Genomic DNA, 10,643 nt, shown 5'->3' with positions numbered 1-10,643 from the left:
CCATGGAACCTCTGAGGGCGACCATGGAACGTCTAAGGGCGACCATGGAACCTCTGAGGGCGACCATGGAACGTCTAAGGGCGACCATGGAACCTCTGAGGGCGACCATGGAACGTCTAAGGGCGACCATGGAACCTCTGAGGGCGACCATGGAACGTCTGAGGGCGACCATGGAACGTCTAAGGGCGACCATGGAACCTCTGAGGGCGAATGCCATTCGCCCCTACTAATGAAAAGCGCTGTAAATCTGCTTATTTTGAAGTATTGGCAAAAACTCCTAGTTTGGTAGGGGGTTTGGTGACCAAACCCCTACAAGATTTCAGCTACATTAAGTATGGCAACGAAAACGGTTCTAGAACAAAATAACCCTATCTATTCCAAATAAATCATCAATTGTTTGAATATTCTGAGTTAAGTTTAAATTAGCTCCATCCTCAATTATAGCAATAGTATCTCTCTCAATAGTATTATTCTCTATTGATATTGATTGGTGCTCAATCACTAAATTATTACCTAATGGGAAAAACTCAATGTTATCTCTGGAACTCTTAAATATCTCAATAGAATCACCCTCAAATTGGTTAAAGTCTACTATTGTTGCTTCACCTTCACCTAAATAGAAAGGTACCGCTCTTGGTATTAGAGCAGGAACTATAACTGTAGTAGTTCCTAATATAAACTCATTTACTCCAGGAGTACCAATAAGGCGATCAAACTCACCTATACCATCACTACGGAAATCTCTTTCAAAAAAATAATCTACTGCAACTCCTGTTATTTCCACAAAATTATTTTCTGCTCCCACAGGACTAACAATATCGCTGCCACTTGTTCCACTAAAAATAGCAGCACGATTTTCATTGATACCAAAGTTGAGATAATGTTCTAAACCAGAACCAATGAATCCGTTATTGACTGCTTCAGCAACACCAGGATTATTTGCTAAATATTCGCCTTCGACAAAAGATACTTCTAGAGGTAGAGGTTCATCAGTTGGAGGTTGTTGGGAACCAAAGCGGAAGTTACTACTATCCAAAAGTAGCTCGTTAGTAACAGGATCGACAGCATTCTCCACCACAGCTAATGTTGTTCCTGTAGTGCTACGAGCAATAATGGATGCTTCGGTTTGTCCTGGTACAAAACCAATGGAGTAATTTCTAATAAATGAATTATTCTCTTTACCCAATTGGATAATGTCAACATTGGGGTCAAAGTTGCTAATGCGAACCCTACTATCTATACCATTGTAGAAATCCTGACCAGATTCACCTAAGATAAAAATATCAGTAGTATTTCCTCCAAATAAGGTGTCAAAACCTCCGCCTCCATCACCTGTAGTACCTGTTTGATAAATACGATCGCCTTGAGCGTCTAAACTAACAGGTACTCCGATCAAGTCTATTTCTCCTCCTGCTACACCCACAGGAAATTCTGGGAGAAAGTCATTGCTAGTGCTACCAGTAAAAGTAGCAGAGCGCAGTTCAAACTGCCCAAACTGGAGATAATGATCAAAACCAGATGGGATAATACCACTATTAACTGCTGCTGCAACACCAGGGTTTTCTAGCAAGTATTCACTTTCAAAGAATGGCATGATTTTTTTTTAGTTAAACTAAGTTTCTCATCCTTGACCAAAAAATCAGGTCTTATATCAAATTAGTGATTGGTAGGGGTTTGGTTACCAAACCCCTACAGTATTGAATTGTACCGATACTACTAGATTTTGTAGTGGTCTACAAGTGATGATATCCTAAAAAAAGTCAAGTAGTCAACAGAATACTCTTTCTGGGAAACAAGGAATTTAAGTTACTTTCTATTCCCTATTCCCTATTCCCTGTTCCCTATTCCCTAATTTTAAATAAAACCGTTTTCTACCAAAAATTCTGGTGTAATATCTTTTAAATTATTAACAGTGGAATTTGCTGCTAAAGCAGGTGGCAAAACAGAATAATTATTAGATCCATGACGCAGAAATTTAGCTACATATTTACCCAGAATATCTGCTTCAATATTTACTAAACTACCTACTTTTAAATGGCTCAGGTTTGTTTCATTAAAACTATGGGGAATAACTGCTACTTGAAACCAGTTGCCATCCACATCACAATCAGCCACAGTTAAACTAATACCATTAACTGCTATACTCCCTTTTGGTACAATATAGGGTGCTATCTGACGTTCCCACTTTTCATCTGTTGTGTGTGGCGCTATAAATTTCATTTCCCAGGCATTAATAGTTTCAACAGAGCTTTGCAAGCGTCCAACCCCATCAATATGACCTGTTACAAAATGGCCTCCCAGCTTACTACCTGCTCTTAATGAAGTTTCAAGATTTACATATCTATCCGATAGTTGGCCTAGGGTACTACGTTGTAAGGTCTCAGGTGATACGATCGCTACAAATCCTTGAGTTAAAATATCTATTACTGTTAGACAAACACCGTCTACAGCTACACTATCACCAATGGCCAAATCTTTTAAGATGATTTGGCTATTAGTAGATGATTCCAGAGAGACTAAAATTTGGCTTTCTGCTAAAAGCTTAATTTTTCCTAAAGCTTGAATTAATCCTGTAAACACTGTTTTTCCTCTGATTAATAATTAAAATTTAGTTAAATTTTCTGAACATTTACAGCAATACTGGGCTTAAGATTAGGTTATCTATATCATCTGGTGAGCTATGAGTTAACGTAGACACCATACATGGGAAAAGATAGAACATAATCAATAAATGTAAAAATAATTAATATAGGTAAATATCAAGCCAGATTAAAATCCAGTTGTTCCTTACCTATAATCATTTATATCGTATACAGACTGTAAAAATAATTATAAAATGAGGCCGAGTCGATGATTGAAATGAAAGTCGCTGGAATAGCATTGGATGCAGCAACACGCAATCCGATTGTATTGTTAAGAGATAGTACAGAGCGACGTGCCTTGCCTATCTATATAGGTCAAGATCAGGCCAAGGCAATTATTAGCGCTTTGGAAAACCATCAACCACCACGTCCATTGACTCACGACCTTACGGTCAGTATTCTAGAATCACTTAATGGGGTTCTGGAAAAAGTGGTAATTCACTCATTGCAAGATAATACTTTCTATGCAGTGCTAATCGTGAAACAAGGGGAAGCTAAAAAAGAAATTGATGCCCGCCCTAGTGATGCTATCTCTATTGCCCTTCGCACAAATAGCCCTATATGGGTGATGGAAGAGGTAGTAGCAGATGCTTCTATCCCTGTAGATCGAGATGCAGATGAGGCTGAAAGGCAAGCATTTCGGGATTTTGTGTCAAAACTTCGCCCTGAAGATTTAATTAAACGTGGTGGAACTAGCACTGGTGAACTATCTTGATACTGTTTCGCACAAATAAAAATTCAAAAATAAAAATCCAAAAAAAAATTTATTTAGGTAAAAGGTTAAGCACCCTATTGGAAATACTTAGCCAAAGTTAGTATGCTCGTTGGCTATTAGTTTTCCTATTATCCCTTTCTATATTAGCCAGATTCTAGGTGGTTTTATGTACTAAAATTACGGGCAAACCACTATTATATTTGTTAATTATAGGTTTTCAGAGCGATCGCTATAGTGTTACCCGCAAGTCAGAAGGCGCAAAGTTCAGAAGTCAGAAGTATTTCCGTACATTGATGGTTCTCTAGAGGATGCTTTGCGCCGACAAAAACACAAATAGCATTTAGTCATATCCGCGCCCTTTGTTTTGATCGCTAATTAACTAAAAGTAAAAACTAAAAAGTAAAAAGTAAAAACTAAAATATACAAGTGCATTACCGCAGGTTTGGCAAAACCAACTTAAACCTCTCAGTTTTTTCCTTGGGTACTATGCGATACTTGGTATCTGAGGAAAATGCTGTGCAAACAATACGACAAGCTGTAGATATGGGTATTAACCATATTGAAACAGCTAGAGGTTATGGTAAAAGTGAAAAGTACCTGGGTTCAGCTTTGGTATCTGGGTTGGAGCGTGCCAAACTTTATATAACAACAAAAATTACACCGACAAAAGATGTTAATGCTATAGAAAGTTGTATAGATGAATCATTGGAAAATCTAAATATTGACTATTTAGACTGTCTAGCTATTCATGGCATTAATACTTGGGAACATTTAGAAATTACCCATCATAGCATTAGGGCGTTTCAGAAGCTGATAGATGATGGGCGAGTCAAAAATATTGGTTTCTCAACTCATGCTCCTTTAGAAGTAATCTTAGCAGCTATTAATACAGACTTTTTTCAATTTATTAATTTACATTACTACTACTTTTTCCAACGTCATGCTCCCGCAGTGGAGTTAGCCCACCAAAAAGATATGGGCATTTTTATTATTTCTCCAGCAGATAAAGGTGGACAGCTATACACACCACCTCCTACTCTTCAGGAGTTGTGTCAGCCTTTTTCTCCACTGGAATTAAATTATCGATTTTTATTAAGCGATCCTAGAATTACAACTTTGAGTGTGGGTGCCGCTAGGCCACAAGAATTAGAATGGCCTTTGACTATGAGCGATCGCACACAACCTCTAACTTCTCAGGAAACAGAAATATTTCAGCGTTTGGAAACTGAAGCTTTACAAAGGTTAGGAACGGATAAATGTAGCCAATGTTATGCTTGTTTACCTTGTCCAGAGGATATTAATATTCCAGAAGTCCTGAGATTAAGGAATTTGGGTATAGCTTATGATATGACAAGTTTCGGTAAATATAGATACGGAATGTTTGAAAATGCTGGTCATTGGTTTCCTGGTAAGAAAGGCAACCGATGTACTGAATGTGGGGAGTGTTTACCCAGATGTCCGGAAAAATTGGATATACCAAGTTTATTGAAAGATACCCATCAGAGATTTAAGGGTACATCTGGTCGTCGGTTGTGGGACTAAATTTTTGAGATATTGTGTTAGATTATAAAGATATATAGAGAATATCAGGTGTATCGCTACAATAATTTACGAAAATCAACAAGATAATTCATTAATTGATAATTGATAATTGATAATTGATAATTGATAATTGATAATTACCTCTCCCTTTTAGGGAGAGGATTGACGAATAAGGAAAAGATTTATTTTTTTCCCCTTGAAAGGGGAGGCTTCAAGGCGTGAATGATCTAATTATTTAATTGTTTAATTATTAATTATTTCGGTAAATTTAATGAATTTTTTTAATCAGATACTTTTGTAAATTTACTAATTATTCACCCAAATCTAAGATTAATTGTTTGTGAATCTATTAAGAAGTAAAAATTATCCTATATTGTAGGAAAAATTTTGCATCTAAAATGGATACACTTTCAGTTGATTTTTCTAGATTTAGATGATTAAGTATCGTAGTAGTAAAGACTGCTATAGCAATTTTTATCTGGTGAGGTACAAAGTTTTAGGCTTTAGGGAATAGTGAATAGGGAATAGGGAACAGTGAATAGGGAATAGGGAACAGTTAACAGAAAAAAAGAAAAACAACTGTACCTCACCAATGGATAATGGATAATTGATAATTAGAGAGAGTTTTCATTATCCATTGTTGGGGAGGTAATTATCCATCATCAATTAATGAAAAAGGGTGAGAAAAGTTATATAAGAAATCAGGAACTTATCAAATTAAGAGTGAAGAAATGTTTTGAATAGTATTTTTAACGTAGTTTTGAAAATTTTCTACCTTGCTTGAATTGATAGCAGCTTCTATCTCTATCACTTATTCCCTAACTTGCAGTGAATTTTAAACTAAGATTGATAATCACAATGTTGTTTCTATTAATCATTATATCAATTATATTTTTCCTACTAATAAATCATTTTCTCAGGAATTTTTTTTTGAGATTTATAAATCTGGAAAGAAAAATTAAAAAACTTAAAAAAAACAACCAAGAATTACAAGAAGAACTTAAAATTTACCAAGAGGAAAAGCTAGAATTAGAAAAAAAACAAGGAATCTTAGAAGCAATTATAGATAACTCTACAGCAATTATTCATATTCAAGATATAGAAGGAAAATATATTTTAATAAATCGTCATTTTCAAGAAACTTTTAATCTAGCAAAAGACCAAGTTATTGGCAAAACTAACTATGATTTTTTTTCCAGAGAAATTGCAGAAAATTCTAGTCACATAAATCAAATAGTTACAGAATCAAAAAAATGTTTAACAGTCGAAGAAATTTTACCTGATAAAAATGGATATAACTCTTATATTTCCACCAAATTTCCACTTTATAATTTAGATGGTTGTCTCTATGCAATTGGTAGTATATCTACAAATATCAATTACCGTAAAGAACTTCAAATATTGTTAGCTAACCTGAATGAAGAGCTGGAAAATAGAGTAGCAGAACGTACTATTTGTTTAAAACAACTAAATGAACAGCTCAAAATGGAAATGAGTGCCAAAACTCAGGCTAATAAAATGGCAGAGAAAATGGCTAATGAACTATCACAACACGCGAGAACAGTTGATAGTATTCTCAATGCTTCTGTAGATCCAATTTATCTTTTTGATTCCTCCGGAAAATATACTTATGTAAGTCTAACTGGAGCAGAATCTCTAGGCATGAAGCCTAATGATATGATTGGTAAAACAGCAACAGAACTAGGTTTTTCAAAAGAAATTATTCAAGAGTTCGATGAACAAATAAAAAAAGTTTTCACTACTGGTAAATCTGTCAAATCAGAAGGATGTTTTTCCACAAGAAAAGGGGAAATAGATTATGAATATATTATTAGTCCCGTAGTGGATAGAGAAGAAAATATAGAAGCAGTAGTTTCCACATTTCATGATATTACCGAACGCCGACATATACAATTAGAACTAGAGTTAGCAAAAGAAGCTGCAGAAGCTGCCAACCAAGCAAAAAGTAGATTTTTAGCTAATATTAGTCACGAATTAAAAACACCTTTAAATGCGATTATTGGCTATGGGGATTTATTGCATGAAGAAATTAATGATTTGGGCTACCAAGATTTAACTAATGACTTAAACAAAATTCGTTTTGAAAGTCAAAAGTTATTAAAAATGATTCAAGAAATTATTGATATTTCCAAAATAGAAGCTAATAAAATGAAGTTATATTTGGAAGATTTTAATTTATCATCTTTAATCAAAAATGTAGTCAAATCAGTGGAACCTTTAGTAGTTAAAAATGGCAATATTTTGAAAGTAGAAGGAGTAGAAGATATTGGTATTATGTATGCAGACCCAATTAAAGTGCAACAAATTATATCTAATCTACTCAGTAATTCTGCTAAGTTTACACATCAAGGTGAAATTAACTTAAGAGTAAGTCGTCAAAGAGATAAAATTGTAATTTGTGTGACTGATAATGGTGTCGGTATGAGTTTAGATCAGATTAAGTATTTGTTTAAACCCTTTACCCAATCTGATGAATCAACTACCCGTCAATATGAGGGAACTGGTTTAGGATTAGCAATTAGTCAACGTTTTTGTCAAATGATGGGTGGGAATATTACTGTTGATAGTAAAGTTTCTTTGGGTTCTACTTTTACTGTTTGTTTGCCTACAGAAGTTGCAGATAGTAAAAGTTAAGATTTATTACTAACGAAAATATTTCAATATTATTTGAGCGAAGCTTAAAAGATGTAATTTTTTTAGGCATAGCTTGCCTTATAATGTTCCAGTTAAATATTTCTGGAATTAAAGATATACTAACTCAAATTCCCCAGTCAAAAATTAAGATGAACAAGTTAATTTCTAAAGAGAAAAAGTTTTACTATTTTGCTTATGGTTCCTGTATGTGTCCTGTTGATTTAAAACGAACTTTAGGTGAAAATACTCATCCCTATGTTATTGGTCCAGCGAAACTTAAAGGATACAAACTTGGATTTTATCGTTATTCAGAAAAGCGTAATTGTGGAGCATTAGATGTGGTAAAAAGCCCAAATTCTACTGTGGAAGGAGTGCTTTATAATTTACCTTTGAGGTTGCGCGATCGCCTAGATGAAAGAGAGACTGTAAAGTTCGATTTTATTAAACAAATTCACTGCGGTGGTTATCGACCAGAAAAAATTGAAGTATCTTGTCAAGGTAAATTATATAGTGAAGTTAATACCTATGTAGTTGTAGATAAATTACCCCAGGAACTAGCTCCTAATGATTGGTATTTTAATGTTGTACTTCGAGGTGCAATAACTTGTGGACTTTCTGAAGAATACTGTTGGAAATTGTTTGAACATATGTACAGTTTACAGCATCAGAAAAGACCCAAAAAATTATTAGCTGCGGCGTAGATATACTATTATTTATTGGAGTTTGCTGAAAAAGTCTATTTGTTTATAGCGATAGTCCTTGACTACAACCGTTGTAGAGGCAATTTCCTAAGTCATGCTGCTCTTATACCATGGTGGTTACATACCGATACTTTCGAGATACTCTGCAATTACAGCCACTCCTTTATAGCGCTACGCGCAAGTCAAAATTCAAAATTCAAAATTCAAAAGTAATCCCTGACGCTCGTTTGAGCATTTATAAACGTCCTAACCTATTTGCGTAGTGCTATATTAGTATTTCCTTGTTGACCGCCTTCGGGACAATGGGCAATTACGGAAAAATAAGGGTTTAAAGCCTCTCCTTTCAAGGAGAAAAAAGAAAAAAATTTCCCTTTTAACCAATCCTCTTATTTTCAATAATTAATTATTAATTATTAATTATTGAAGATAGCTGTTTTGGATGCCTGAAGCGTAATTGCACCTTCGTATTTCTTTTTCCCAAACACTACTTTCCCATCTTCTTCTCTGAGAAATTGGTATTCCACACCTTCAGCAACAATACCACTAGCCATAAATTCAGAAAAATCTTTGGATTTAAAGCACCCAGCAATATTTACAGTTTCCCCAGTCGAAAGTTTCAGAGCATGAGGATGAGCATCTGTAGTCCACTTAGCACCGCCATCAAGACCAATAATACAAGCTTTGTCAGCATGAGTATTTCCTGAAGCATCTTTAGTTTGGCCAATTAAATTGTCGATATAGCTATCCCAGGACATAAAAACCCCCTTTTTCTTTTAGCGTGTAATTTTATGTAACTCAGGGCAAATTTTTTATTCATACTACCAATAAAGTTCTATATTTATTCAGTAAACCCTAATTAGTTATACAGTACAAAATTGATTACGGCCTCCTCTTTTAGCTTGATACAACGCCTTGTCGGCATAACTAATCATGTCCTCTAAATTTATTATTTCTTCACTGTAACTTGCTACGCCAATACTTGTGTAAACTTTAATTATCTCTGCTTCAAATGTAATTTCTATCTCTCTCATACCCAAGCATATCCTTTCTGCTACTTCTACTGCTTGCTTCTGATTAGTTTCTGGTAGGATAGCCATAAATTCATCTCCTCCCAAACGCCCCAAAATATCTACTTTACGGATATTTTTTAATACCGCTTTAACCATTTCAATAATCACTCGATCGCCTATTTGATGTCCGTAAGTATCATTAATTATTTTGAATTTATCAATATCCATCATTAATATAGAAAAAGGATGTTGATAACGAATAGATCGGTCAAACTCTTGTGCAGCTAATTTCATAATTTGACGACGGTTATAAATGTTTGTTAACCCATCTGTTGTCGCCTGTTTTTCTAATTCTTCAGATAATTCTTTTTGTTTAGTTAAAGCTACTTCTAATTCTTCCATAACTTTTTGGCGATCGCTAACATCTCTTAAGCAGATAATATCAACAGTTTCTCCCTGCCATTCTGTTTTTCCTACAGTTATTTCTGCTACCCCTAATTTACCATTGGGATGAATAAAGTCTAATAGTGCTTTGTCAGAAGTTAATATTGGTATGCCCAAACTATGGTTTAAAAGTGCTTCTAAAGGTTGACCAAATATTCTTGCTGCTGCTGGATTAGCAAATTTCACTACTCCATGTCGATCGATAATTAAAATACCATCATACAGATGAGTAATTATTGTATTTAATTTAGCTTCACTTTCCTTTAACTCATCAGATTTTTGTTTGATAATTAAATGAGTTTTTACCTTAGCTAAAACTTCTTCATAGTCAAACGGTTTTTGTAGATAATCAATTACTCCTAACTCAAAATTATAATTCAAATATTTTCGTTCTTTATTGACAGTCATAAAAATCATTGGGATATGTTGATGTTTTAAATCCTCTTGAAGTTGATGACATACCCCACATCCATTATCTTCTGCTACTTTCAAATCAAACAGAATTAGGTTTGGGTGTAAATGACTAATTTTCTGTCTAGCTTCTTGACAATTTGTAGCAAAATTTAGGTTATAGCCTGCCTTGACTAAAACATTTCCTAATAGTTTAAGATTTTCTGGATGATAGTCAACTATTAAAATTGAAAAATCACTGGCAACAAAGTTTTTCATATAGCTATACTTCCACGCCAGTTAAACAAGAAACAGATCTGATTTATACATTAGACATCTCCGGAAATTAAGTTTTTACCCAAGTCTTACAAAGGTTTGAAATTAATTATCGGAAAGGTCTATTATAAATTTAGGAATTTCATACCGTGTTTCAGCAACGCCTTTTTTGACGCCACCCGACCTTTTCAGGTTTTATTGAAAACTTGTATATACCTTTGTATACCTTATATATCTGCAATTTTCTGTAGCAAATTTTGCATAATAT

The 10,643-nt window shown here is 34.3% G+C and carries 9 protein-coding genes; 5 read left to right on the top strand and 4 right to left on the bottom strand.

All coding sequences use genetic code 11. The features are described from left to right. The first annotated feature begins 210 nt into the window (after positions 1-210). A complete protein-coding gene (locus ACP6PK_RS23050) occupies positions 211-366 on the top strand; it encodes a hypothetical protein (RefSeq protein WP_168186642.1) in 156 nt (51 codons plus the stop codon). Here the strand turns inward: ACP6PK_RS23050 and ACP6PK_RS23045 are convergent. Beyond that, a complete protein-coding gene (locus ACP6PK_RS23045) occupies positions 353-1,594 on the bottom strand; it encodes a hypothetical protein (RefSeq protein ID WP_426563015.1) in 1,242 nt (413 codons plus the stop codon). The genes ACP6PK_RS23050 and ACP6PK_RS23045 overlap by 14 nt on opposite strands. A gap of 260 nt (positions 1,595-1,854) precedes the next feature. Next, complete coding sequence (ribE, locus tag ACP6PK_RS23040; protein ID WP_426563013.1) at positions 1,855-2,580, bottom strand: riboflavin synthase; 726 nt, start codon at positions 2,578-2,580, stop codon at positions 1,855-1,857. Between the two features lie 270 nt (positions 2,581-2,850). On the opposite strand from ribE, the gene ACP6PK_RS23035 reads away from it, so the two are divergent. The 4 genes from ACP6PK_RS23035 to ACP6PK_RS23020 all read left to right on the top strand — a co-directional run bounded on the left by ACP6PK_RS23035 (position 2,851) and on the right by ACP6PK_RS23020 (position 8,255). Beyond that, complete coding sequence (locus ACP6PK_RS23035) at positions 2,851-3,357, top strand: bifunctional nuclease family protein (RefSeq protein WP_094675927.1); 507 nt, start codon at positions 2,851-2,853, stop codon at positions 3,355-3,357. Positions 3,358-3,783: 426 nt separating this feature from the next. Then, on the top strand, positions 3,784-4,899 hold the full coding sequence (locus ACP6PK_RS23030) for an aldo/keto reductase (protein WP_426563011.1): 1,116 nt from the start codon (positions 3,784-3,786) through the stop codon (positions 4,897-4,899). 930 nt (positions 4,900-5,829) lie between these two features. Beyond that, positions 5,830-7,554 (top strand): PAS domain-containing sensor histidine kinase, encoded by a 1,725-nt coding sequence (locus ACP6PK_RS23025; protein WP_426563009.1) that lies wholly within the window; start codon positions 5,830-5,832, stop codon positions 7,552-7,554. 149 nt (positions 7,555-7,703) lie between these two features. After that, positions 7,704-8,255, top strand: a complete 552-nt coding sequence (locus ACP6PK_RS23020) for a gamma-glutamylcyclotransferase (protein ID WP_426563077.1) — start codon at positions 7,704-7,706, stop codon at positions 8,253-8,255. A 413-nt stretch (positions 8,256-8,668) separates the two neighbouring features. On the opposite strand, the gene ACP6PK_RS23015 is transcribed toward ACP6PK_RS23020, so the two are convergent. Together ACP6PK_RS23015 and ACP6PK_RS23010 are read right to left on the bottom strand one after the other, a co-directional pair. Continuing rightward, a complete protein-coding gene (locus tag ACP6PK_RS23015; RefSeq protein ID WP_094671805.1) occupies positions 8,669-9,010 on the bottom strand; it encodes a profilin in 342 nt (113 codons plus the stop codon). Positions 9,011-9,115: 105 nt separating this feature from the next. Next, a complete protein-coding gene (locus ACP6PK_RS23010) occupies positions 9,116-10,378 on the bottom strand; it encodes a GGDEF domain-containing response regulator (protein WP_426563006.1) in 1,263 nt (420 codons plus the stop codon). Between the last annotated feature and the right edge of the window lie 265 nt (positions 10,379-10,643).

This window comes from Dapis hubbardiae BLCC-M172, assembly GCF_050016015.1.
Taxonomy (GTDB): domain Bacteria; phylum Cyanobacteriota; class Cyanobacteriia; order Cyanobacteriales; family Microcoleaceae; genus Trichodesmium.
The sequence above is the reverse complement of the archived record's forward strand: the minus strand, read 5'-3'. Positions and strand labels throughout refer to the sequence as shown.